General features: G+C 71.6%; 21 protein-coding genes and 1 pseudogene. 4 read left to right on the top strand and 18 right to left on the bottom strand.

The features are described 5' to 3' along the window. From ACFQQI_RS12280 to ACFQQI_RS12245, 8 genes are all read right to left on the bottom strand, one after another. Complete coding sequence (locus ACFQQI_RS12280; RefSeq protein ID WP_378563230.1) at positions 1-519, bottom strand: FHA domain-containing protein; 519 nt, start codon at positions 517-519, stop codon at positions 1-3. A gap of 120 nt (positions 520-639) precedes the next feature. Beyond that, the gene (gene gcvH, locus ACFQQI_RS12275; RefSeq protein ID WP_378563227.1) at positions 640-1,026 is read right to left on the bottom strand and encodes a glycine cleavage system protein GcvH; all 387 of its coding nucleotides are present in this window, start codon (positions 1,024-1,026) and stop codon (positions 640-642) included. A gap of 55 nt (positions 1,027-1,081) precedes the next feature. Beyond that, positions 1,082-1,843 (bottom strand): DUF881 domain-containing protein, encoded by a 762-nt coding sequence (locus ACFQQI_RS12270; RefSeq protein ID WP_378563224.1) that lies wholly within the window; start codon positions 1,841-1,843, stop codon positions 1,082-1,084. 3 nt (positions 1,844-1,846) lie between these two features. Next, complete coding sequence (locus tag ACFQQI_RS12265; RefSeq protein WP_378563221.1) at positions 1,847-2,179, bottom strand: small basic family protein; 333 nt, start codon at positions 2,177-2,179, stop codon at positions 1,847-1,849. After that, on the bottom strand, positions 2,176-3,036 hold the full coding sequence (locus ACFQQI_RS12260) for a DUF881 domain-containing protein (RefSeq protein ID WP_378563218.1): 861 nt from the start codon (positions 3,034-3,036) through the stop codon (positions 2,176-2,178). The genes ACFQQI_RS12265 and ACFQQI_RS12260 overlap by 4 nt, the downstream gene beginning before the upstream one ends. Beyond that, entirely contained in the window at positions 3,029-3,628 is a 600-nt protein-coding gene (locus tag ACFQQI_RS12255; RefSeq protein WP_378563214.1) for a CDP-alcohol phosphatidyltransferase family protein, read from the bottom strand. Before ACFQQI_RS12255 ends, ACFQQI_RS12260 begins: the two co-directional genes overlap by 8 nt. Positions 3,629-3,710: 82 nt before the next feature. Beyond that, on the bottom strand, positions 3,711-4,760 hold the full coding sequence (locus ACFQQI_RS12250) for a hemolysin family protein (RefSeq protein ID WP_378563207.1): 1,050 nt from the start codon (positions 4,758-4,760) through the stop codon (positions 3,711-3,713). Further along, positions 4,757-6,109, bottom strand: a complete 1,353-nt coding sequence (locus ACFQQI_RS12245) for a hemolysin family protein (protein ID WP_378563200.1) — start codon at positions 6,107-6,109, stop codon at positions 4,757-4,759. Before ACFQQI_RS12245 ends, ACFQQI_RS12250 begins: the two co-directional genes overlap by 4 nt. A gap of 249 nt (positions 6,110-6,358) precedes the next feature. Between ACFQQI_RS12245 and ACFQQI_RS12240 the strand changes: the two genes are divergently transcribed. From ACFQQI_RS12240 to ACFQQI_RS12230, 3 genes are read left to right on the top strand one after another with little or no spacing between them, the layout of a single operon-like run. Further along, the gene (locus ACFQQI_RS12240) at positions 6,359-7,801 is read left to right on the top strand and encodes a DUF1800 domain-containing protein (protein ID WP_378563193.1); all 1,443 of its coding nucleotides are present in this window, start codon (positions 6,359-6,361) and stop codon (positions 7,799-7,801) included. Positions 7,802-7,812: 11 nt separating this feature from the next. After that, positions 7,813-9,054, top strand: coding sequence for a DUF1501 domain-containing protein (locus tag ACFQQI_RS12235; RefSeq protein ID WP_378563187.1), 1,242 nt, complete (start codon positions 7,813-7,815; stop codon positions 9,052-9,054). A gap of 41 nt (positions 9,055-9,095) precedes the next feature. Then, positions 9,096-10,145 (top strand): hypothetical protein, encoded by a 1,050-nt coding sequence (locus tag ACFQQI_RS12230; protein ID WP_378563182.1) that lies wholly within the window; start codon positions 9,096-9,098, stop codon positions 10,143-10,145. A gap of 6 nt (positions 10,146-10,151) precedes the next feature. Here ACFQQI_RS12230 and ACFQQI_RS12225 read toward each other — a convergent pair whose 3' ends face one another. From ACFQQI_RS12225 to ACFQQI_RS12215, 3 genes are all read right to left on the bottom strand, one after another. After that, positions 10,152-11,000 (bottom strand): NAD(P)-dependent oxidoreductase, encoded by an 849-nt coding sequence (locus ACFQQI_RS12225; protein WP_378563178.1) that lies wholly within the window; start codon positions 10,998-11,000, stop codon positions 10,152-10,154. Positions 11,001-11,067: 67 nt separating this feature from the next. Continuing rightward, positions 11,068-12,171 carry an NAD(P)H-dependent flavin oxidoreductase gene (locus ACFQQI_RS12220; protein WP_378563173.1) on the bottom strand — a complete coding sequence of 368 codons (1,104 nt, stop codon included), beginning with the start codon at positions 12,169-12,171 and terminating at the stop codon, positions 11,068-11,070. A gap of 28 nt (positions 12,172-12,199) precedes the next feature. Continuing rightward, the gene (locus ACFQQI_RS12215) at positions 12,200-13,861 is read right to left on the bottom strand and encodes an acyl-CoA synthetase (protein ID WP_378563168.1); all 1,662 of its coding nucleotides are present in this window, start codon (positions 13,859-13,861) and stop codon (positions 12,200-12,202) included. Positions 13,862-13,906: 45 nt separating this feature from the next. Between ACFQQI_RS12215 and ACFQQI_RS12210 the strand changes: the two genes are divergently transcribed. Then, positions 13,907-14,710 (top strand): crotonase/enoyl-CoA hydratase family protein, encoded by an 804-nt coding sequence (locus tag ACFQQI_RS12210; RefSeq protein WP_378563163.1) that lies wholly within the window; start codon positions 13,907-13,909, stop codon positions 14,708-14,710. A gap of 9 nt (positions 14,711-14,719) precedes the next feature. On the opposite strand, the pseudogene ACFQQI_RS12205 reads toward ACFQQI_RS12210, so the two are convergent. From ACFQQI_RS12205 to ACFQQI_RS12175, 7 genes and pseudogenes are all read right to left on the bottom strand, one after another. Next, positions 14,720-15,678: pseudogene (locus ACFQQI_RS12205) on the bottom strand (acetylxylan esterase). 1 nt (position 15,679) lies between these two features. After that, positions 15,680-17,968 carry a beta-glucosidase gene (locus ACFQQI_RS12200; RefSeq protein ID WP_378563160.1) on the bottom strand — a complete coding sequence of 763 codons (2,289 nt, stop codon included), beginning with the start codon at positions 17,966-17,968 and terminating at the stop codon, positions 15,680-15,682. Further along, on the bottom strand, positions 17,965-19,008 hold the full coding sequence (locus tag ACFQQI_RS12195) for a LacI family DNA-binding transcriptional regulator (protein ID WP_378563157.1): 1,044 nt from the start codon (positions 19,006-19,008) through the stop codon (positions 17,965-17,967). Before ACFQQI_RS12195 ends, ACFQQI_RS12200 begins: the two co-directional genes overlap by 4 nt. Before the next feature lie 13 nt (positions 19,009-19,021). Next, complete coding sequence (locus ACFQQI_RS12190; RefSeq protein WP_378563155.1) at positions 19,022-19,861, bottom strand: carbohydrate ABC transporter permease; 840 nt, start codon at positions 19,859-19,861, stop codon at positions 19,022-19,024. Between the two features lie 8 nt (positions 19,862-19,869). Beyond that, positions 19,870-20,853, bottom strand: coding sequence for a carbohydrate ABC transporter permease (locus ACFQQI_RS12185; protein WP_378563152.1), 984 nt, complete (start codon positions 20,851-20,853; stop codon positions 19,870-19,872). A gap of 7 nt (positions 20,854-20,860) precedes the next feature. After that, a complete protein-coding gene (locus ACFQQI_RS12180; protein ID WP_378563149.1) occupies positions 20,861-22,153 on the bottom strand; it encodes an ABC transporter substrate-binding protein in 1,293 nt (430 codons plus the stop codon). Between the two features lie 162 nt (positions 22,154-22,315). Next, positions 22,316-22,945: a cytochrome b/b6 domain-containing protein gene (locus ACFQQI_RS12175; RefSeq protein ID WP_378563146.1), complete on the bottom strand. Its 630-nt coding sequence runs from the start codon at positions 22,943-22,945 to the stop codon at positions 22,316-22,318. Positions 22,946-22,966 lie beyond the last annotated feature (21 nt).

Below are 22,966 nucleotides of genomic sequence, written 5' to 3'. Positions count from 1 at the left end.
TCACGTTCCTGTGTGCCCCGAGAAGAAGACCAGGCGGAACTTGCCGATCTGGACCTCGTCGCCGTCGGTGAGCTGGACCCGGTCGATCCGGTCCCGGTTGACGTAGGTGCCGTTGAGGCTGCCCACGTCGCTGACCGTGAACGTCTCCCCCTGACGGTGGAACTCCGCGTGCCGCCGCGAGACCGTCACGTCGTCGAGGAAGATCTCGCTGTCGGGGTGGCGCCCGGCGCTCACGACGTCCTGGTCCAGGAGGAAGCGGCTGCCCGACCCGGGGCCGCGCTGCACGACCAGCAGCGCATGGCCGGCGGGGAGCGCGTCGACGGCGGCGGCATCGACCGGGTTGAGCTGCCGGTCCGAGGTCTCCGTCTTGTCGGCGGCGCCGATCTGGATCGTCGCGGTCGCGTCGCTGGGGGCCTCCCCCGAACCTGCGGCCGCCGGCGTCGCGAGCCGGTTGCCGCACTGGGCGCAGAAGCGCGCGTCGTCGGGGTTCTGCGTGCCACACACTGTGCAGAACGGCATCGGGTCAGTCCTTCGATCTCGCGGCAAACCCTCGATGGCGAACCCTCAAGGGTCGGCTGAGGTTGACGGTTGCTCCGAACCTATCAGCCAGGTCGGGTCTATCAAGCGAACTTCGCGGGCTCAGCCCTCGAGGGTCCCCTGGTACGCCGCCGCGTCCATCAGCTCGTCGAGCTGGGCACGCTCGGCCGGCACGACCTCGAAGAGCCAGCCGCCGCCGTACGGGTCGCTGTTGACCAGCTCGGGCGTCGCGTCGAGCGCCTCGTTGCGGGCGACGACCTCGCCGGAGACCGGCGCGTAGATGTCGCTGACGGACTTGGTCGACTCCAGCTCTCCGCACGTGGCGCCCGCCTCGACTGCCTCGCCGACCTCCGGCAGGGAGACGTAGACGATGTCGCCGAGCGCGTCCTGCGCGTAGTGGGTGATGCCGATCCGCACGGCGCCGTCGTGCTCACCGGGCTGGCGGACCCACTCGTGCTCGCTGGTGTAGCTCAGGTCGTCGGGGTACACGTCATCTCCTCGGAGTCGGGCGGACCGGTGCGGCGCGGAAGCACCACGCGTGAGGTTACTGCGACGAGTCGGGCTCGGCGTACTCAGGCCGGGGCGGCTCGACGACGGACACGATGTCGAGCGAGCCGAGCTCCTCGACCTCGACGGTCGCGCCCTCGTCCTCGAGCTGGTCGCGCGGCCCGTTGGGGAAGTCGACGGCGCCGTGCAGCGTGTCCGGGTCGCGGATCACGTCGATGACGTACGGCGAGCTGATCGGCGTGCCGTCGACCTCGATGCCGCCGACGGAGTCCTCGAAGGAGGACTGCGCCACCAGGCGCACCTCCTCGTTGATCTGGATCGCCTCGGCGCCGGCGGTCCGCAGCTCCTGCACGAGGTCGACCATGGTGTCGACGTCGACGGCACCCTCGGTCTCGGTCACGGTGATCCGGATGCCCGGCCCGGTCACGGGCACCAGCCCGGCCATGATCGCGAGTGTGTCGGCCTGCTGCTCGGCCTGCGCGATCGCCGCCTCGCGCTGGCCGGTGTCGGACCGGAGGTTGTCGCGGGTCCGCTCGAGCCGCGCGATCTCGGCCTCGGCGCGCTGGGTCTGCGCGGCCAGGCCGGTCAGGACGTCGATCAGGTCCTGCTCGCGCAGGCTGGAGTAGGTGTTGTCGACGTTGGTGAACCGCACCTGGGTGACCGCGGCGTAGCCCAGCAGGGCGAGCAGCACGGCGACGACGACCTGGCCGCGCGACGGCCGCAGCAGCGCGCGCAGCAGCCGGTCGCGACCGGTCGGCCGGTCGGGCTCGGGTGCGGGCGTCTGCTCGTGGTCGGTCATGGCTCAGGCGTGGAAGATGTGCCGGCGGATCGCGGCGACGTTGGAGAAGATGCGGATGCCGAGGACGACGATGACGCCGGTGGAGAGCTGGCCGCCGACGCCCAGCTTGTCGCCGAGGAAGACGATGCCCGCGGCGATCACGACGTTGCTGACGAACGACACCACGAAGACCTTGTCGTCGAAGATGCCGTCGAGGTACGCACGCAGCGCGCCGAAGACCGCGTCGAGCGCGGCGACCACGGCGATCGGCAGGTACGGCTCCAGCCAGTTCGGCACGTCCGGCTGGAAGACGATGCCCAGCACGATCCCGAAAAGGAGCCCGAGAGCGGCGATCATGGCGCGGTCTCCTTCTGGTTGATGCGGTTCTGCTCGGCCGTGCCCGCCTCGGCGTGCCGCAGCAGCCGGAGCTGCCGCGCGGGGCCGGCCGGCAGCTCGAGCTCGCCGACATTCTGTCGCTTCACCTGGAATCCGAACACATCGACGAGGTTGTTGAACGCCAGGCCGCTCGTCGTGTCGAGCAGGTCGGCCTGGAGCGTGTTCTCGTTGCCGATCGCGGAGACGACGTACGGCGGCGACAGCGGCGGCGGCCCGTTGAGGTTGATCGCGGCGCCGGAGTTGCCCAGCGACGAGCGCGCCGTGAGTCGTTTGCCGTTGATCGCGACGGCCTCGGCGCCCGCCTCCCACAGCCCGTTGACCAGGGTCGCCAGGTCCTCGGCCTGCACGGCCTCGCCGTCGGGGGCGTCGTTGACGGTGATGACCACCCCCGGCCCCGTGACCGCTCCGAAGCCGGCTATCGCCGCCCGCTGCTCGACCCGGTTCTCGGCGCTGTCCAGGCGGTCGGAGGCGTCGTCGTACCGCTCCTGGCCGGCGACCAGCTGCTCGCGCAGCCGCACGATCCGCTCCTGGAGCGCGGCCGCCTCGGTGCGCTCCTCGGACATCCGCTGCAGCAACGAGTCGCGGTTGGCGTCGTTGATGCCAGACGACGCCGAGGTCTGGACCGCCGCGATCGTCACCAGGACCCCGAACACGGCCACGGCAGCGAAGGCGATCCAGTGCGAGCGGCGGCTGGTGCCGGTCGGCTCGTTCGACATGGCCCGCTGGTCGGCGACGTGCCGGTAGTCCTCGTCGAGCGACTCCTCGGTGATCAGCGTCAGCAGCGGCGTCCGCGCGCGCTCGGACGGCGTCTCAGGCATCGGTCTGCGCCCGCCGTCGCTCGGTGGTGCGCAGCAGCGTCCACACCTGCCAGGCGTAGAGCACGCCGGCCCACCAGTAGAGACCGATCCCCCAGATCGCGAACGCCCAGCCGAAGACCTGCGCCAGCGTCGCGACTGTCCCCTCGCCGTCACCGAGCAGCAGCAGCGGGAAGGCGTACAGCAGGTTGAACGTCGCGGCCTTGCCGAGGAAGTGCACCGGGAGCGCGCTGTAGCCGCGGGTGCGCAGCAGCGGCACCAGCCCCCACAGCAGCAGGTCGCGGAGCGGCAGCAGGAGCGCCACCCACCAGGGCACGATGTCGCGCAGCGCGAGGCCGACGACGACCGCGAGGATGTAGAGCCGGTCGGCCACCGGGTCGAGCACCTGGCCGAGCACGGAGGTCTGGTGCAGCCGGCGGGCGAGGTAGCCGTCGAGGAAGTCGGTGATGCCCGAGAGCGCCAGCACGCCGAGGGCGAGCAGGTCCTCCTCCGGCCCGAGGACCAGCCACAGGAACAGCGGGACGCCCGCCAGCCGCAGCATGCTCAGCAGGTTGGGCAGCGTCCAGACACGGTTCCGCGTCGCGTCGTCTCCCACCGTGTCTCGTTCCTGCGATTCTCCCGGGTGCTTGCCGAGCACACCCTACTTGTCGACCGCTGACGTCCAGCGGCGCCCGGCGTCAGGCAGGTTCGTCGAGGTGTGCGGCGTCGCGGATCTCGCCCACCAGCTCCTCGATGACGTCCTCCAGCGTCGCCAGGCCGAGCGTCATGCCGTCGGCGTCGACGACGCGCGCCATGTGGGCGCCCCGGCGCTGCAGGGTCTCGAGCGCGTCGTGCAGCGCGTCGTCCGCGGAGACCGGCGCGAACGGCCGGATCCACTTGTCCTCGACCAGGCGACTGCGCCGGTCGGGGTCGGTCTCGAGCACGTCCTTGATGTGCAGGTAGCCGACCAGGTCGCCGTCGGCGGACGCGACGGGGAACCGGCTGAAGCCGGTGGCGGCGCAGACCGCCTCCACGTCGGCGACCGTCGAGCCGCGTCGCACGGTCGTCAGCGTGGCCGACGGCATCAGCACGGCCGACACCGCCTTCTCGGTGAAGCCGAGCGCGCCGGCCAGGCGGTCGTACTCGTCGCTCTCGATGAGGCCCTCGCCGTGCGACTCCTCGACGAGCGCGGCGACCTCCTCGCGGGTGTACGTCGAGGACACCTCGTCGGTCAGCCGGGCACCCAGCAGGCGCAGCACCCCGGCCGCGATCGCGTTGATCACCACGACCACGGGCCGCAGCACCGTGACGATGCCCCAGATCGGCGGGCCGAGCACGAGAGCGGCGCGGTCCGGCCCGGCCAGCGCGATGTTCTTCGGGATCATCTCGCCGAGCACGACGTGCAGGTAGACGACCACGATGAGCGCGATCACGAACGACACCGGGTGCAGCAGGTTCTCGGGCAGGTGCACGGCGTGCAGCACCGGCTCGACCAGGTGCGCGATCGCGGGCTCACCCACGGCACCGAGGAGCAGGGAGCAGACGGTGATGCCGAGCTGGTTGACGCCGATCACCAGCGAGATGTTCTCCATCGCGCGGATCGTCACCCGGGCCATCCGCGAGCCCGCCTCGGCGCGCGGCTCGATCTGGGTGCGCCGCGCCGACACCAGCGCGAACTCGGCGCCCACGAAGAACGCGTTGCCGAGCACCAGCAGCACCGCGACGACGATCGCGACCACGGGGCTCATCGGTCGCCCTCCTTCTCGGCGACGAGCGCGTGGAGCGCGACGCGATCGATGCGGAGCCCCTCCATGCGCGAGACCGTCAGGACCACGAGGCGCTCACGCGGCTCGTCGGGGTCCGTCCGGTCCGGTACGGCGACCTCGACCCGGTCGCCCACGCCGGGGATGCGGCCGAGGTGGCGGAGCACCAGGCCCGCGATCGTGTCGTAGTCCTCGTGGTCGGGCAGCTCGACCCCGGTCAGGTCGGCGACCTCGTCGGGCCGCAGCAGGCCGGACAGCGACCAGCTGCCGTCGCGCAGCCGGCGCGCGCTGGCGCTGAGCCGGTCGTGCTCGTCGGAGATGTCGCCGACGATCTCCTCGACGACGTCCTCGAGGGTGACGATGCCGGCGAACCCGCCATACTCGTCCATGACGACGGCGAGCTGGAAGCCGTCCTTGCGCAACAGCGCGAGCAGCGGGTCGAGCCGCAGGGAGTCGGGCACCACGATCGGCTTCGCAGTCAGGTGCTTGAGCTTGGTGGTCGCGCGCTCAGCTGCCGGCAGCGCGACGACGTGCTTGACGTGGACGGTGCCGACGACGGTCTCGTCCGCGTCGAGCACCGGGAAGCGGGAGTGCCCGGTCTCGCGGGCCTTCGCGATCAGCGCGGTGGCGCGGTCGTTGCTGCCCAGCGTCGTCGTGCGCACCCGGGGCGTCATGATCTCGCCCGCGGTGCGGGCGCCGAACTCCACGGACCGCTCCATCAGCTCCGCGGTCTCGACGTCGAGCGTGCCGTGGTCGGCCGAGCGCTGGATGAGCGACGCGAGCTCGGTGGAGCTGCGCGCCGAGCGGAGCTCCTCCTGCGGCTCGATGCCGAGCCGGCGAACGAACGCGTTCGCCGAGCCGTTGAGCACGCGGATCGGCCCGCGGGCCAGCGCGGTGAAGGCACTCTGGAAGCGCTCGGTCGCGAGCGCGACGGTCATCGGCTTGGCGATCGCGAGGTTCTTGGGCACCAGCTCGCCGAAGATCATCGTCAGCATCGTGCTCAGCGTCAGCGCGATGGCCACCGCCACCGGCGTCACCGCACCCTCGGGCACCCCGAGGTCGGCGAGCGGCTCGTCGATGAGCGACGCGACGGCGGGCTCGGCCAGGTAGCCGATGGCCAGGTTGGTGATCGTGATGCCCACCTGGGCGCCCGACAGGTGGGTCGACAGCGAGCGCAGTGCCGTCTGCAGGCGGCGGGCGCGCGCGTCACCCGCCTCGGCGGCCCGGTCGACCTTGCTGCGGTCGACCGTGACGAAGGAGAACTCCGCCGCGACGAAGACGCCGCACGCGGCGATCATCAGCAGGGCGGTGGCGATCAGGAGCCACGAGGTCATGATTGCTGCTCTCCCTGGTCAGGTGCCGGGGAGAGCCGGGGACTTTGAGAGCCGTCCATGGCCGGGTTCGAGGTTTCCTCACGGGAGGCGAGCAGGTCGGGAGGCATGCTACCGGCGGAGCGGCCGCGTAAAACATTCGCCGCAATGAGGCGCCCACCGCCTCCGACCGCCTAGGTTGGTCGCGACCGCGGTCCGCACGCCAGTCTCGGGATCAGGTCCTGTGTCGCCGTCACGATCTCGGAGCCACCCATGCCCGACCTGCTCTCCCCTGCGGATCGCCACCTCGTCGGTCGCTTCTCGTACGGCGTGACGCCCGCGCTCGCCCGCGACGTACGTCGTGCCGGCGGCGCTCGCGCGTGGTTCGAGCGGCAGCTGGCGCCCGGCGACATCCGGGACGGCGCGGCCGACCGCATCCGGGGCTGGTGGCCGAGCCTCGACCGCGGGGCCACCGAGCTCTGGAAGCGGCAGGACCAGGAGATCGAGGGCGGCTGGGAGGTGATGGCGGACTACCAGCGCTGGGTGCTGCTGCGCCGGATCCACTCTCGCCGCCAGCTGCACGAGGTCATGACCGAGGTCTGGGAGCACCACTTCAACGTGCCGGTCAACGGCGACCCCCAGTTCACGTGGCGGTCCGACTACGGCAACGTGATCCGCCACCACGCGCTCGGCCGCTTCGACCGGATGCTGCGCGAGGTCGTCACCCACCCAGCGCTGCTGATCAGCCTCGACAACGTCAGCTCCACCCGGGAGTTCCCCAACGAGAACCTCGGCCGCGAGCTCCTCGAGCTGCACACCGTCGGCCGCGGCGCCTACGACGAGCGGGACGTCAAGCACTCCGCGCGCATCCTCACCGGCTGGACGGTCGACATGTGGGAGTCGTTCCGCAGGGAGTACGACGAGGAGGCCCACGCCCGTGGCCGGGTCCGCGTCCTGGACTTCCGGCATCGCAACAAGCGGGCGGACGGCCGGAAGGTCACCCGGGAGTACCTCCACTACCTGGCCCACCACCCCGCGACCGCACGCACGGTCGCCCGGCGCCTCGCGACGAAGTTCGTCCGCGACGACCCGCCCGCCGAGCTGGTCGCCGAGCTCGCCCGCGTCTACCTGCGCCACGACACCGAGATCAAGCCGGTGCTGCGCGCCCTCGTCGACTCCCGCGCGTTCCGGGCGTCGGTCGGCGCCAAGGTCCGCGACCCGGGCGAGGACCTCGTCGCGACCTACCGCGCCCTCGGCGTCGGGATCCGCAGGCCGCCCGCAGGCGAGGCCGGTGAGAAGTTCGCCGCGAACCAGCTGCTGTGGCAGGTGTCCGGCATGGGGTCGATGCCGTTCTCGTGGCCGCGGCCCGACGGCCAGCCGATCGACAACGCGTCCTGGGCCTCGCCGGCGCGGTTGATCGCGTCGATGGAGGCGCACCAGAGCCTGGCCGGCGGGTGGTGGCCCTCCCACGGCGCGCACTACCGGAAGCCCGAGGCGTGGCTGCCGGGCCGCAAGGTGCGCTTCGACGAGCTCGTCGACGACATGTCGCGGCGGATCCTGCACCGGCGAGCGAGCCCGCGACTGCTGCAGGCGTGCTGCCAGGCGACCGGCTGCAAGCCGCGCGAGCGGATCACCGACGACCACGACCTGGTGCGCTGGGGCATGTACCGCCTGATCACCACCCTCCTCGACTCCCCCGCCCACCTGACCCGGTGAAGGCCATGCCCATGACGACCACCTCCCCCTGCTGCGCCGAGTTCGCCGCCGTCTCCCGGCGCGGACTCTTCTCCGGTGCCATCGCGCTGGCCGGCGCCACCACCCTCGTCGGCTCGGCGGCAGTCACGACGTCCGCCTCCTCAGCCGCGCCGGCCGCATCGGTGCTGGTGGTGCTGTCGCTGCGCGGCGCGGCCGACGGGCTGTCGCTCGTCGTGCCGCACGCCGACCCCGCCTACTACTCCGCGCGCCCCGGCATCGCCGTACCCGCCGACCGGCTGCTGGTGCCCGACGCGATGTTCGGGCTGCACCCCGAGCTCGCGCCGCTGGTTCCGCTGTGGAGCGAGGGTCGGCTCGCCGCGGTCCACGCCACCGGCCTGCCCGTCCCCAACCGGTCGCACTTCGCCGCCATGGAGGAGGTCGAGGACGCCGACCCCGGCTCGTCGGTGCGCAGCGGCTGGCTGAACCGCCTGGTCGGTGCCACTCCCGGCGGCTCGCCACTCAGCGGCTTCAACATGTCGGGCGGGGTGCCGCCGACGTCGCTGTTCGGCCCGGCGCCGACGATGTCCGCCGGCGCGGTCGACGACGTCAGGCTGCCCGGCGAGGGCGACGACGACGGAGGCCGGCGCCGGGCCTCGCTCCGCACCCTCTGGGACCACGACCGCTCGCCGCTGGGGCGGGCGATGCGCTCGACGTACGCCGCCGTCGACTCGTTCGCGCCGGCCAAGGCGGCCGTCGACAGCAGCGCGAGCTACCCGGCGACCGACCTCGGCCGCGCGATGGCAGAGGTCGCCCGCGCGATCCGCGGCAACGTCGGCATCGAGGTCGTCACCGTCGACCACGGCGACTGGGACATGCACTCGGGGATGGGGTCCGCGACGGGCGGGTGGATGGTCGAGAACACCCGGGAGCTCGCCGGCGCCGTCGCGGCGTTCTTCGCGGACCTCGGCGACCAGGCGTCGAAGGTGACCCTGGTGACGATCAGCGAGTTCGGTCGTCGCGTCGTCGAGAACGCCAGCCAGGGCACCGACCACGGCTACGGCAACGTCATGTTCGTCGCCGGGGCCGGCGTCAAGGGCGGCCGCTACTACGGGCAGTGGCACGGCCTCGGCACCGGCTACGACGCCGACCTCCTGGTCACGACCGACTACCGCAGCGTGCTCGCCGAGATCGTGGCGACCCGCTTCGGCGCCTCCACGGCGCAGGTGTTCCCGCGCTTCTCGCCGGAGTCGGTCGGTGTGATGACGTCCCTGTGAGGGCGTAGACGAGAACACGTTCTATTTGGGAGGGTGGCGCCGTGCGCGTCATCCAATGGGCCACCGGCAGCGTCGGCAAGGCCGCGATCGAAGGAATCCTGCTCCACCCCGAGCTCGAGCTCGCCGGCTGCTGGGTCCACTCCGAGTCGAAGCACGGTCTCGACGTCGGCACGATCATCGGCACCGACCCGCTCGGCGTGCTGGCGACCTCGAGCATCGACGACGTGCTCGCCCTGGAGGCCGACGCCGTGGTCTACGCACCACTGATCCCGAACCGCGACGAGGTCGCCGCGATCCTGCGGTCGGGCAAGAACGTCGTCACGCCCGTCGGCTGGTTCTACCCGACCGAGAAGGACGGCGCGCCGCTCGCCGCCGCCTGCGCCGACGGCGGCACCACCCTGCACGGCACCGGCATCAACCCCGGCGGCATCACCGAGCTGCACCCGCTGGTGTTCTCGGCGCTGTCGTCGGCGGTGACGTTCGTGCGGGGCGAGGAGTTCAGCGACATCCGCACCTACAACGCGCCGGACGTCGTGCGCCACATCATGATGTTCGGCGGCAAGCCCGAGGAGGCCATGGGCGGGCCGATGCTCGGGCTACTGTCGGGCGGCTTCGTCCAGTCGGTCCGGATGTGCCTCGACACCCTGGGCTTCGCCGCCGACGCCGACATCCGCACGTCCCAGGAGGTCGCGGTCGCCACCGCGCCGATCTCCACCCCGATCGGGGTGATCGAGCCCGGCCTCGTGGCCGGCCAGCGCTTCGTGTGGGAGGCGTACGTCGGCGACGCCTGCGTCGTGCGCATCGCCGTCAACTGGCTGATGGGCGAGGAGCACCTCTCCCCCGCCTGGACCTTCGGTCCCGAGGGCGAACGATTCGAGGTGGAGGTCCAGGGCGACCCGCCGGCGTTCGTCACGATCAAGGGCTGGCAGCCCGAGACCGTCGAGGCGGGCCTGGTCCGCAACCCCGGCGTCGTCGCCACGGCCCTGCACTGCGTCAACTCGATCCCGTACGTCGTCGCCGCCGACCCGGGCATCAAGACCTACCTCGACCTGCCCCTCGTCGCCGGCCGGGCGCACCCCGACCTCCGCTGAGCGCGATCAGTGCGCCTTCCAGGTCGCCGCCATGTCGAGGTCACCGTGACCGGCGTCGACGGCGCGCTGCAGGTGCGCCCGGATGCCGGGGATCGCGGCGAGGTCGGTGCCGGCGGAGGCCGCGGCATCGAGCACGAGGTCGGCGTCCTTGAGCGCACCGGCCAGCGCGAAGGCGGGATCGAAGGAGTCGGCGAGCATCGCCTTGCCCTTGAGCTGGACGTACGGCGCGTCCATCGCCCCGCCGCCGATCGCCTCGAGGAAGAGCGCCGGGTCGAGCCCGAGGTCGCGCGCGAGCGCGAGTGAGTCGGCCACGCCCTCGAGCATCGAGAGGATCCAGGAGTTGGCGACGAGCTTGAGGCGCGTGCCGGCGCCGGCCTCGCCGACCCACATGGTGCGACTCCCGATCACCTCGAAGACCGGCGCCACGACCCGCCGCGCGGACTCGGGGCCGGACGCCAGCACGATGAGCGCCCCGTCCTCGGCCGGCTTCTTCGTGCCGAGCACCGGCGCGTCGACGAAGGTCACGCCCATCGACGCCGCGAGCGACTCCAGGCGCGCGGTCCCCTCGATCCCGACCGTGGCCGACTGCACCCAAACCGCGCCCTGAGCGAACGACACGTCGCTCACGGCAGCCTCGACCGCGGGGCCGTCGTACAGCATCGTGATCACGATGTCGGCCCCGTCGACGGCCTCGGCCGCCGACGACGCGACGCTCGCGACGGACGCCAGAGGCGCGGCGCGGGCCGCCGTGCGGTTCCACACGCGGACACGGAATCCGGCGGCGGCGAGGTTGCGCGCCATCGCGACGCCCATCGTGCCGGTGCCGAGCAGGGCGACGGTCGGTCGGGTCTCCATGCTCCTGACGGTACGACGAGATGGCACGTGCGCGACCGCCCGACCGGCGGCACAGGCCGCCCTGAGACTACTTCCGGATCGACTCCAGCCGCGCGACGGTCTCCTCGAACTCCGCGACCAGGTCCGCCATCACGTCGGCGACCGGGCGCACCTCGTTCATCCGGCCGACGATCTGGCCGACCGGCATGGAGATCACGTCGGGGTCGCCCGAGGCGTTGATGCGATTGTGGGCGTCCGAGACCAGCAGGTTCTGCAGCGGCATCGGGAGCGGCTCGGGGGCGTCCTCCTCGGCCCAGGCCTCGGTCCACTTCGTCTTGAGCAGCCGGGCCGGCTTGCCGGTGTAGATCCGAGTGCGGACGGTGTCCGACGAGGTCGCCCGCGTGAACGCCTCGGTCCAGCCGGCGTTCGACTGGAGGTTCTCGTACTCCGCGGTGCCCAGCCAGATCGACCCGGTCCACACGCCCTGCGAGCCGAGCGCGAGCGACGCGGCGATCTGCCGGCCGGAGCCGATCCCGCCGGCGCCCAGGACGGGCACGTCGGGGCCGACCGCGTCCACGATGTCGGGCTGCAGCACCATGCTGGCGATCTCGCCGGTGTGGCCGCCGGCCTCGTAGCCCTGGGCGACGATGATGTCGACGCCGTTGCGCACGTGCGAGAGCGCGTGCTTGGCGGCACCGGCCAGCGCGGCGACCTGGATGCCGTGCTCGTGGCACTTCTCGATCACGTCGACCGGCGGGGAGCCGAGCGCGTTCGCGATCAGCACCGGCCGGTGCTGCAGCGCCACGTCGAGGTGCGAGCGGGCCACCGAGTGCAGCCAGCCGAGCACGCCCTCCCGGCCCTCGCCCTCCGGGAGCGGGGGTACGCCGAGCTTCTGCAGCGTCCGGTCGACGAAGTCGAGGTGCTCCTGGGGGATCATCGCCTTCAGGTCGACCGACTTGCCCTCGGTCGGGATCTTCATCGGCATCACGATGTCGACGCCGTACGGCTTGCCGTCGGTGTTGTCGTCGAGCCAGCTCAGCGTGCGCTCGAGCTCCTCGGTGTCGTTGAACCGGACGCAGCCGAGCACGCCGAGGCCGCCGGCGCGCGACACCGCGGCCGCGACGTGCTCCGAGGGGGTGAAGGCGAAGATCGGATAGTCGATCCCGAACTGGTCACACAGGGGGGTACGCATGGTTCTCTTCCCGAAGTCGGAACAGCGGTCAGACGGAGGTGGGGTCGACGGTCGCCGCCTTCGCGGCGAAGCCGGCGAGAGCCATCTCCTTGGCGGCCGGGTACTGCGCCTTGCCGGTCGCGTTGCGCGGCACGCGGTCGACGACGGTCAGCGACCGCGGCAGCTTGTAGCCGGACAGGTGCGCGCGCAGGAAGGTGCGCAGCTCCTCGAGGTCGAGCGACGCGCCCTCGCGGAGCTCGACGACGGCGGCGACGGCCTGGCCGTACTTCTCGTCCGGGATGCCCACGACCAGGGTGTCGTAGACGGCCGGGTGCCCCTTGATGGCCATCTCGACCTCTTCGGGGTAGACCTTCTCGCCGCCGGTGTTGACGCAGTTCGACCCGCGGCCGAGGAGCGTGATGCGCCTGCCCTCCTCGATCCGGGCGAAGTCACCGGGCACCGAGTAGCGCGCGCCGTCGATCTCGAGGAACGTCGCCGCCGACTTCACGGGGTCCTTGTAGTAGCCGACCGGCACCGAGCCGCCGCGGGCGAGCCGGCCGGTCTTCCCGACGCTGGTCTCCGGATCGAGGATGCGGTTGTCCTCGTCGATGACGACGCTGCCGGGGCCGAGGCCGACGACCGGGCCGTCCTTGGAGATGTTGTTCGGGTCCCCCATGCCCATGCCGGAGAAGCCGGTCTCCGTCGATCCGACCGAGTCGGTGAAGATCGAGTTCGGGAACGCCTTCATCCAGCGCTCCTTCACCGGCGGGCTGAAGATCGCGGCACTGCTCGAGATCGCGACCAGGTTCGAGGCGTCGTACGGCGTGCCGGTCGCGGCCTTCTCCTCGAAGGCCTCGATGAGCGGGCGCGCCATCGCGTCGCCGGTCATGAAGATGAGCTGGATCCTCTCCTTCTCGATCAGCTCCCAGGTGCGCACCGGATCGAACTTGGGCTCCAGGATCGTGAGGTGGCCCGCGAAGAGGTGCATGAGCAGGCCGGCCTGCGCGCCGCCGTGCATGAGCGGGCTCAGCGGGAAGGTGACCATGCGCGGGTCGTTGGCCTGGCTCGACTGGGAGTACTCCTCGAGCGGCTCGCCGGTGTAGAAGTCGATGCCGCCGCCGAGCACGCGCCAGAAGTCCTCGTGCCGCCACATGACGCCCTTGGGGAACCCGGTCGTGCCGCCGGTGTAGATGATGTGGATGTCGTCGGGGCTGCGCTCGCCGAAGTCGCGCTCGGCGCTCTGGCCGGCGATCGCGTCGGCGTAGCTCACCCCTCCGTACGACGAGAAGTCGGACTGGTCGTCGGGGTCGAGCGCGTCGTCGACGACGACGGCGACCTTCAGCTTCTCGTGCTTCGGCCAGCAGGTCGCGACCAGCGGCGAGTACGAGCGCTCGTGGATGATCGCGACGACGTCGGCGTTGTCGAAGAGGTAGTCGAGCTCGGCCTCGACGTAGCGGTAGTTGACGTTGATCGTGGTAGCCCGGATCTTCACGATCGCCAGCGTCGCGACGACGTGCTCGATGCTGTTCTTGGCATAGATGGCGACGTGGTCGCCCTGGCCGACCCCCTGCGACTGCAGGTAGTGGGCGAGCCGGTTGGCGTCGGCCTCCAGCTCGGCGTACGTCACGACCCGGTCACCCACCTTGAGGGCGGGGTTGTCGGGGGCGGCGTCGACGGCGTGTTCGAAGAGATCAGCGATGTTGTGAGCCACGACGCGAGACTAGAACACGTTCTTGTTCTTGGCTAGGCTCGGCCCATGACCAGCGCAGACGTCTCGTCGGAACCGCACTGCCTCGTCGAGCAGGACGGGCACAAGCTCATCGTCACGATGAACCGCCCCGAGGCGCGCAACGCCCTCTCCGGCGAGATGATGGCGATCATGGAGGAGGCCTGGGACCGGGTGAACTCCGACCCCGAGATCCGGGTCTGCATCCTCACCGGCGCGGGCGGCTACTTCTGCGCGGGCATGGACCTCAAGGCCGCGACCAAGCGCTCGCCGGACGAGAGCTTCAAGGCCGGGTTCGACCCGTCGGTCATCAAGGGGCTGCTCAAGGGCTTCCGGCTCACCAAGCCGCTGATCGCCGCCGTCGAGGGCCCCGCGATCGCCGGCGGCACCGAGATCCTCCAGGGCACCGACATCCGGATCGCCGGCGAGTCGGCGCGCTTCGGAATCTCCGAGGCGAAGTGGAGCCTCTACCCGATGGGCGGCTCCGCCGTACGCCTCCCCCGCCAGATCCCGTACACGATCGCGATGGACCTGCTCCTCACCGGCCGCCACATCAAGGCGCCCGAGGCGAAGGAGATCGGCCTGATCGGGTACGTCGTCCCCGACGGCGAGGCGCTCGCGAAGGCGCACGAGGTCGCCGACCTGATCTGCGCCAACGGCCCGCTCGCGGTGCAGGCCATCCTCAGGACCGTCCGCGACTCCGAGGGCCGGCACGAGGAGGACTGCTGGGCCGACGACGCCAAGGTCGGCATGGCCGTCTTCGCCTCGGACGACGCCAGGGAGGGTCCGCGGGCGTTCGCCGAGAAGCGGTCGCCGGAGTTCGAGGGGCGCTGAAGCCCGGGCTCAGCCCAGCACCTTCGCCAGCCACTCCAGCTGCCGCACCTGGTGGTGCGCCTGCCCGCCCTCGTGGTCGTTGTACTCGTAGACCTCGATCTCCTTGGGGCCGCCATAGGCGTGGTAGGCCGCGAAGACCGTGGACGGTGGGCACGTGGCGTCCATCATCGCGACGGAGAAGAGCGCCGGGGCGACGGCGAGGCGGCCGAGGACCGCGGCGTCGAAGTACGACAGGGTCCGGAACGTCGCCGACACCCGGTCGCGGTGTGCGGCGAGGTAGCGGACCAGCTCGAGGTACGGCTCGGTCTGCGCGATCGACGCCGCCCGGCGGAAGTCGCACAGGAACGGCACGTCGGGAAGGACCGCGGCCACGGAGGAGGGAGCCAGGGCGGCGACGGAGGTCGAGATCCCGCCGCCCTGGCTCCCTCCCGCCACGGCCACCCGGGCCGGGTCGACGCGGTCGTGACCGCGAAGCGCCTCGAGCGCGGCCACGCCGTCGGCGTACACCCGGCGGTAGTAGTACGTCGCCGGGTCCTCGACGCCGCGCGTGAGGAACCCCGGCTGCGCCGGGCCGGAGCCGCCGGGGTCGCCGGTGGCGCCGGTCGTCCAGCCGCTGCCCTGCCCGCGGGTGTCGACGACGAGGTGGGCGTACCCGGCGCTGGCCCAGAACACGTGCTCGTGCGCCAGGCCCCGGCCGCCGTTGTAGCCATGAACTGCACGACGCCGGGCAGCCGGCCCGACGAGCCGGCCGGCAGGTGCAGCCACGCCTTCACCGGCGCGCCGTCGAAGCCCGCCACGGTGACGTCGTACGTCGACACTGTGACCAGGCCGCTGTCGGCGGGCTCGAACGTCGGTGCCGGGCCGCCCGCCAGGGCAAGCGTCTCGGTCCAGAACTCCTCGAGGTCCGCGGGCACGTCCAGGGGCGGACGGTAGCGACGTGCCTCCTCGAGCGGCAGGTCGTAGTGCATGTCAGGCCGGCTCGACCACGACCGACGGCTCGAGCGCCCGGTCCGCGCCCACCTGCCGCAGCGACCCGACGAGCTCGAGCGGCAGCACCGCGCGCGCGTCGGCGCTCGACGCACCGACCCGGAGCTCCACCGCGCCCGGCTCGACGATCCGCACCAGGTCGCGCCCGGTGAAGGAGGTCAGGTCGGCGTGCAGGCCGAGGCGCACCCGCACCCGCTCCCCCGGCGCCAGGTCGACGCGCGTCGCGCCCACCAGCTGCTGGACGGGTCGCACCACGGAGGACGTCCGGTCGTGCAGGTAGACCTGCACCACCTCGGACACGTCGCGGTCGGCGTCGTTCGCGAGCAGCACCTCGACGTCGCAGGTGCCGTCGGTCGCCCACTGCCCGCCCGTCGTCGCCGACACGTCGCCCCAGGTCGCCGCGGCGTACGAGAGCCCGTGCCCGAACGGGAAGAGCGGAGTCGGGTCGACGTTGCTCACGTCGCTGCGCTGCCCGAGTACGGGCGCGAGGTACGTCGAGGGCTGGGTCGAGCCGGCGCCGGGGAAGCTCACGGGGAGCCGACCGGACGGGTTCACCCGGCCGGCGAGCACGTCGGCGATCGCCTGCGCACCCTCCTCGCCCGGGAAGAAGCCGCACACGACACCGGCCAGGCGCGACACCTGGCGGCTCAGGTCGTACGGCCGGCCGACGAGCAGCACGGCCACGACCGGCGTGCCCGTGGCGAGCAGAGCCTCGAGCAGCTCCTCCTGCCGGCCGGGCAGGTCCAGGGTCACGACGTCGCAGCCCTCGCCCGACGTACCGAGCCCGAAGAGCCCGGCCTGGTCGCCGAGGACGGCCACGCAGACGTCGGCCTCGGCGGCGGCCGCCGCAGCGGCAGCGATGTCGTCGTCGGCGCCGCCGAGGACCGGGCAGCCGAGGGCGTACGTCACGTCGAACGTGTCGGCCAGCGCCTCGCGCACCGTCGGGATCGACACGCCGGTCTCGACGTCGTCGTAGTGGGCGAGCACGTGCATCGGGAACGAGTAGCAGCCGAGCATCGCCTCGTCGGTGTCGGCCCGCGGCCCCACGACCGCGACCCGTGCGCCGGCGGCGAGCGGCAGCGTGCCGTCGTTGGCCATCAGCACGACCGACCGGCGGGCCAGGTCGAGGGCGAGGGCGCGCGCCTCCGGCGGGTCGAGGTCGACGTCGGTCGGCTCGGCCGGGGCCCAGTCGGGGTCGAGCAGCCCGAGCTGGCACTTCTGCAGCAGCACCCGCGAGAGCGCCCGGTCGACGGTCTTCTCGTCCACGAGGCCGGACGCGATGGCGTCGAGCAGCGGTTGACCGAACGCGTTGACCGACGGCAGCTCCACGTCGATGCCGGCCTCCAGCGCCAGCCGCGCGGCGTCGCCGTCGGTCTCGGCGACGTGGTGCAGGGTGCGCAGGAACGCAACGGAGAAGTAGTCGGAGACGAGCGTCCCGGTGAAGCCGAGCTCGTCGCGCAGCAGCGTCGTCAGCAGCGCCCGGTCTGCGGCGGCGGGGACCCCGTCGGTGTCGGTGTAGGAGTTCATCACCGACCGCGCACCGGCCCGCAGCGCCATCTCGAACGGCGGCAGCACGACGTCGGCGAGCTCACGGGGGCCCATCGACACCGGCGCGTGGTTGCGCGCGGCGCGCGACGACGCGTAGCCGGCGAAGTGCTTGAGCGTCGCGACGACACCCGCGCCCTCGAGGCCGCGCACGTACGCCGCGCCCATCAGGCCGGAGAGGAACGGGTCCTCGCCGAGGGACTCCTCGACCCGACCCCAGCGGTGGTCACGCACCACGTCGAGCACCGGCGCCAGGCCCTGGTGGATGCCGAGGCTGCGCATCGTCTCCGCGATCTGCGCGCCCATCCGCTCCACCAACGTGGGGTCGAAGGTCGCCGCCCAGCACAGCGGCGAGGGGTAGATCGTGGCGCGCCAGGCGTTCAGCCCGGTCAGGGACTCCTCGTGCACCTGCGCCGGGATGCCGAACCGGTTGGCCGCCACGACGTCGCGCTGGCGCCGCGCCAGGCCGCGCATCCCCTCGGCGGCCTCGACCGGCTCGGTGCCGAAGGGACGCGTGATCTGGCCGAGGCCGCCGCGGATGAGGTCGGCCCACGGCGTCATGTCTCCCATGGCGTCGCGCAGCATCGGCGCCATGTCGCCGGTCTCGGGGTCCACGCCCCACACCGACGCCAGCTGCGCGACCTTCTCGTGCACCTCCATACGGGAGATCAGGTCGGACACTCGGTCCCCGGCCGGCGCGGTGACGTCCCGCCAGAGCTCGGTCACGAGGCCGCTCCCGGCGCTGCGGTCGTGCTCCGACGCACCAGCGTCGTCTCCAGTGTCACGTGTGTCTCCTCCAGGTCGTGTCCGGCGATCAGCCCGACGAGCATCGAGATCGCCTCGTGGCCGAGGTCGCGCATCGGCTGCTGCACGGTGGTCAGCGACGGCTGCGCCAGCGCGGACTCGGGAATGTTGTCGAAGCCGACGATCGACAGCCGGCCGGGCACGTCGATGCCGAGCTCGCCGGCGACCTCGAGCGTGGCCAGTGCCGAGGTGTCGTTGGCGGCGAAGATGGCGGACGGCGGCTCCGGCAGGAGCAGCAGCTCCCGCGCGGCGTCGCGCGCCTGCTCGTGGTCGAAGGCGCCGAGCGCGAGGAGCGACTCGTCGACGGCGAGGCCGGCGGCGCCGAGCGCCTCCCGGTAGCCGCGCTCGCGGAGCTGGGCGGAGACCAGGTCGGGACGGCCGGTGACCATGCCGATGCGTCGGTGGCCCAGCTCGAGCAGGTGGTCGACGCCCAGGCGGGCGCCCTGCAGGTTGTCGGCGGCGACCGTCGGCAGGCTCGACCGGCCGGTGTGCGGGTCGACCGCGACGACCGGTCCGTCGTACTGCACGTCGGTCACGGTCGGCGTCACCAGCACGGCACCGTCGACGAGCGTGCCCATCACCCGGGAGAGGTAGCGCCGCTCCCAGCCGATGTGCTCGTCGACGCGGCCGCCGGCCGAGTAGGCGACCAGCTCGTAGCCGGAGCCGCGGATCGCGTCGGCCGCGCCCTTCAGCACCTCGGTGCTGAACGGCTCGAAGTCCGCGACCAGCACCCCGATGACGTTGGTCCGGGTGTTGCGCAGGCTGCGGGCGACCAGGCTCGCCTCGTAGCCCAGCCGGTTGATCACCGCGGTCACGTGCTCGAACGTCTCGCTCGAGACGCCGTACCGGCCGTTGATCACCTTCGAGACCGTCGAGATCGAGACGCCGGCCTCGGCGGCCACCTGCTGCATCGTCACCCGGCCGGCGGGTCGCGTGTCCCGGGTCGTCACGTCGTCATCCATCGTCCTGACCCCCTCAGCCCTTGACCGCGCCCTGGAGGCCACCGACGATGCGGCGCTGCATCGCGAGGAAGAGGATGAGCGCCGGGATCATCGCGAGCGTGGTGAACGCGAGCACGCCGGCCGTGTCGGCCGAGTGCTCGCTCGAGTAGTCCGCGACCCCCAGCGGCAGCGTCCGCATGTCGTCCTGCAGCAGGAGCAGCGGCAGCAGGTAGGCGTTCCACGACGCCACGAACGCCAGCACGCCGACCGTCACGAGCGCCGGCGCCGACAGCGGGATCGCGAGGCGCCAGAAGATCCCGATCCGCGAGGCGCCATCCATCAGCGCGGCCTCCTCGAGCTCGCGCGGCATCGCCATCAGGAACGGCCGCAGGATCACCACGGTGAGTGGCAGCGCGAACGCCGCCTGCGGCAGCGCCACGCCCCAGTAGGTGTTGCCCAGCTGCAGGTCCTGGGTGACCAGGATGAACAGCGGGATGATCGCCACCGCGGCCGGGAAGAGCAGGCCGAGCACGAACACCATGAACAGCGGCTCACGGCCGCGGAACTGGTACCGCGCGAGCGGGTACGCCGCCATCACGCCGAAGAGCACGGCCACGACCGTCGTGACGACCGCGACGATCGTCGAGTTCAGCGCGTACTGCCAGAAGTCCGGGTTCGTGACGACGTGCTCGTAGTTCCTCCAGACCCATGGGTCCGGCAGGCCCGACGGGTCACTGGCGAGCTGCTCGTTGGTGCGGAACCCGCCCAGCGCGCCGTACACGACCGGACCGACCGTCACGATGACGGCCATCAGGGCGAGCAGGTAGACCAGTGGCCCACCTGACCCGAAGGGCTTCGTGCGTCCCGGGTTCATCGGCTCCCTCACCTCTTCTCCGCAGTGTCGCGCCGAAGCACGAAGACCTGGTAGGCCAGGGCCATCACGAATCCGACCACGAACAGGATCACCGAAGCCGCGCCTGCGATTCCGTAATTGTGGCGCTGCGTGCCCTGGCTGATCAGGTACGTCGCCATCGTCGTGGTCGCGTTGGCGGGCCCGCCGCCGGTCAGGATCCAGACCATGTCGAAGAGCTGCAGCGAGCCGATCATCGACAGGAAGCACCAGGTGCGGATGGTCGGCCCGATCAGGGGGATCGCGACCCGCCGCTGCACCTGCCACCAGCTGCACCCGTCGAGCTGGGCGGCCTCGTAGAGCTCGTCGGGCACGCCCTGGAGGCCGGCCAGGAACAGCAGGATCGCCAGGCCGAGGTATTTCCAGGTCAGCACCACGAACACGGTCCACAGCGCCAGGTCCGGGGTGCCGAGGAAGCCCTGCTCGGGCGGCGTGAGGCCGACCATGCGGATCAGCCCGTCGACGACGCCGGACTCCGGCTGCAGCAGCTGGTACCAGACGACACCCGCGATGACCTCGGCGAGCACGTAGGGCACGAACACGATCGTGCGCAGCACCCCCCGGAAGCGGATCCGCCGGTTCAGCAGCAGGGCGATGGCCAGGCCCAGCGGCAGCTGGATGGCGATCGACAGCACGACGATCGTGAAGTTGTGCACGACGGCGTCGCGGAAGACGTCGTCGTTGAGCACCAGGTCGTAGTTGGCCCAGCCCACGAAGTCGTCCATCGGGCCGAAGCCCTTCCAGCGGTAGAACGACATCCGCACCGCCGAGACGACCGGCCAGACGACGAACACCGCCATCAGCGCCAGCGCCGGTGTCACGAAGAACGCGATCTCCAGCCGCTGGCGCCAGCCGGCGCCCACGGGCCGGGGGGCCACCCGGCGCGGTTCCCCGCGCCGGGTGGTCCCCATCGGGATGACGGGTGCCGCTTCGGTCGCGGCGCCCTGCTCCGTCACGGTCAGATCACTGCTCCATGTCCGCGGCCGCCTGCGTGGCGTCGACGACGTCCTGCGGGGACGCCTCACCGGCGAAGAGCAGCGCGATCTCGTCGTTCATGGCGCCACCGACGGAGGTGCCGAAGGCGGTGTCGAAGTACAGCTGGACGAACGGCGCCGCGTCGCGCACCTCGAGCAGGCCGGCCAGGGCCGGGTCCTTCACGGCAGAGCCGGCGGCCGGGTTGGTCGGCAGGCCCATGTCGTTCTCGGCGAAGCCGGTCTGCACCTCGTCGGAGAGCAGGTACTTCGCGAACTCGACCGCCTCGTCGGGAGCCTCCTCCGAGACCGCCCAGGCGTCGCCGCCGCCGAGTGCGTCGGCCGGGTCGCCCGCGCCGCCCTCGATGGCCGGGAACGGGAACCAGCCGGTGTTGTCACCCAGGCCCTTGCCATCCTCGGTGATGCCCTGCATGACGCCGGGCTCCCAGTGGCCGGCGAGCTCCATGGCGACCTTGCCGGTGGCCAGCAGGCCGGACGCGGACGTCGCGCCCTCCTGCGCCTTGGTGGTCAGGAAGCCCTTGTTGAACGGCTCGGCGGCGACGATCTCCTCGACCATCTCGCCGGCCTCGACGAAGCACGGGTCGGAGAAGTCGAGGCTGGTGACCGCGTCCTTGAGCACGTCCGAGGAGCAGGCGCGCAGCGCGCCGTAGTACCAGTAGTGCGCGGCGGGCCACTTGTCACCGGCGCCGACCGAGATCGGGGTGATGCCGGCGGCCTTGAGCTTGTCGGAGGCGTCGATGAGCTCGGCCACGGTGGTGGGTGGCGCGGTGATGCCGGCCTGCTCGAAGAGGTCGGTGTTGTACCAGAAGCCCACGACGCCGATGCTGTACGGCAGGCCGTAGGTCTTGCCGTCGATCTGCCAACCGCCGGCCGATCCGCCGATCTTGGCGATCTCCTCGGACGCGGACTCGGTGAGGTCCTTCACCATGCCGGCCTCGACGTGGTCCGCGAGCTCGCCGCCGCCGCGCTCCATGTAGATGTCCGGGATGTCCCCGGCCTGGAACGCCGCGTCGAGCTTGTCGACCATGTCCTCGTGGGCCATGGCGCTGATCTCGATCTTCACGCCGGGGTTGTCGGCCTCGAAGTCCTTCGCGACCTGCTCGTAGTAGCCCATGCCGGGCTCGTTGTTCGAGTTGTGCCACCAGGTGATCGTGGTGTCGCCACCGCTCTCCGACGAGTCGTCGTCGGAACCGCACGCCGTTGCCACCAGCATCGCGCCGGCGCAGAGCGCGGCCAGCGCCGCGCTGCGAGTCTTCGACCTCATTCGTAACCCTTCCGCTTTGGCGTACGCCGCTGCGGCGCACGTCACACAATGCCGGAAAGGTGCCATCCGGCATCGGCGAGTGTCAATCGTTGTCGATAACGTTTTCCACACTTCGCGATTTTCGAAACAAGCCGCCGTGAAGGCTACCTGCGGGGCCTCGGTTCAGAGCATCCGCGGGAGCAGTCGCCGGCCGAGCACCATGGTCAGGTGCGCGCCGAGGGCCAGGAAGAATCCGACGTGCGCGGCGATGTGCAGCGGGAGCAGGTCGTCCTCCCCCGCGACCAGCGCCAGCCCGGTCAGCGGTACGACGAACAGCAGGGTCAGCAACGCGACCTCGGTGGCGTGCACGATGCGCTGGTCGGTCGTCGTCAGCCGGCTGTCCCACGGCGGGAGGGGCGTCAGCCGGCGCCACAGCACCCGGGTCGCACCCAGCACGATCAGCAGCAGGCCGAGCAGGACGTGCAGCTCCGGGCCGGAGATCCCGTCCGTGAGCAGGTCGCCCGACCACAGGTCGCTCCAGGCGGTCCCGACGCCGTCCTCGGCCTCGTCCTCGCGAGCGTCCTGGCGGTCCTCGCACGCGTCCTCGACGCGATCGAGGCGCTCCTCCTCGGCGTCCGAGGTGTCGCCGCCGCTGCGGTCCTCACCGGGCGGGTCGCACTCGACCTGGGCGACGTCGGCCTCGGTCTCCATCGTGTAGCCCACGACGAACTGCGTCGCGATCACCAGCACCGTCAGCCAGTGCAGCGCCTTCGTGACGAGGCCGTAGCCGTGCTGACCGTTGCGCAGGGGCATGTGCGACGTCGTACCCCGCGG

The organism is Nocardioides sp. GCM10030259, from assembly GCF_042666375.1.
GTDB lineage: Bacteria > Actinomycetota > Actinomycetes > Propionibacteriales > Nocardioidaceae > Nocardioides.
This window is presented reverse-complemented; position numbering and strand designations above follow the sequence as displayed.